The organism is Moorena sp. SIO2C4 (assembly GCF_010672485.1).
Taxonomy (GTDB): domain Bacteria; phylum Cyanobacteriota; class Cyanobacteriia; order Cyanobacteriales; family Coleofasciculaceae; genus Moorena; species Moorena producens.
Window position 1 is genome coordinate 1 of the sequence record NZ_JAAHGN010001485.1, and the last position, 1306, is coordinate 1306.

Genomic DNA, 1306 nt, shown 5'->3' on the forward strand with positions numbered 1-1306 from the left:
CTAGCTTTGGACTGCTACTGGGGCTATCCCCAACGTCTGACCCGGTGGAAATAAGTCCTAACCTCCTGGTAGTACAGCTAATGACTACAGTACTACTGGAACGCAGCTGGGAAGATGTTAAAAAGCTAGAGGAGCAATATTTGCGATCGCCTACCCTAAAAAATGTCTATGGTCAAGAACTGGGCATCTTACCGGGGATGGATCATGCTTTAGCCCTCAACGCCCTTCGGGAGTACTACCAAAGCGGTCAGTATGACGCGATCATCTACGATGGCACCTGCTCTCAAGCTACCCTGAGAATGTTGGGAATGCCAGAAATTATCAGTTGGTATAGTCGTAGATTTCGCCAAGTCATGGCAGATTCTGACCTGGGCAAAGCCCTTTCCCCCTTTATCCAACCAGTCACTAGCGCCATCCTAAATGTGTCATGGACGAGTGACGACTTGGCTGGTGAATCAAGTAATAAGGCCAACAATATGTTGGAGGATGGAAAAAATGCGATCGCAAATCCCAATCGGGTCGCATCCTATCTGGTCACTACCGATGACCCCCTAGCCATGGCCACAGCCAAGTATCTGTGGGGTAGTGCCCAACAAGTGGGTGTTACTGTCGGTGGTGTGCTGGTCAACCAAACCACGGTAACCCCAGCAATAGAATCGGAATTTGCCCCTCTAGTCGTTAATGCTCTTCCCACTTCCCCACCAGGGGAAGATTGGCAATCCCTGATCGATGCCCTGCCAGATTTTAAACAGGCATCCCAGGCACCCAGACCCATGACTATCGACATTCCTGGTCGCAACGTTCGTTTATTCTTACCAGGTTTTAACAAAAAGCAGGTGAAACTGACCCAATACGGTCCAGAAGTCACCGTTGAAGCCGGGGATCAACGGCATAATATCCTGCTTCCCCCACAACTTAGTGGTCAATCCGTGAAAGGGGCTAAGTTTCAAGATGGCTATTTGATAATTTCATTCTAGGTAGTAGCTATGGCTGAAGAAAATCTAACTGAACAAAGTGCCAAAACCCGTCAGCTACTGGGTATGAAAGGCGCAGCTCCTGGTGAAAGCAACCTATGGAAGATTCGCCTGCAGTTGATGAAGCCAATTACCTGGATACCCCTGATGTGGGGGGTAGTGTGTGGTGCTGCTTCCTCCGGTGGCTACAGTTGGACACTCGAAGACCTTCTGATGGCCGCCGCCTGTATGTTGCTTTCTGGTCCGTTGATGGCAGGGTATACCCAAACCTTGAATGATTTCTATGACCGCGAAATCGACGCCATTAATGAACCATACCGGAAGAGACAACG

At 49.5% G+C, this 1306-nt stretch carries 1 protein-coding gene and 1 pseudogene; both read left to right on the forward strand.

The annotated features are described in order from the left end of the window. Window positions 1–977: Get3/ArsA fold putative tail anchor-mediating ATPase NosAFP (locus F6K20_RS38830; protein ID WP_287298485.1), on the forward strand; the 977-nt coding region annotated here is incomplete at its 5' end. 9 nt (window positions 978–986) lie between these two features. Next, window positions 987–1306: pseudogene (locus tag F6K20_RS38835) on the forward strand (chlorophyll synthase ChlG); the annotation flags it as partial.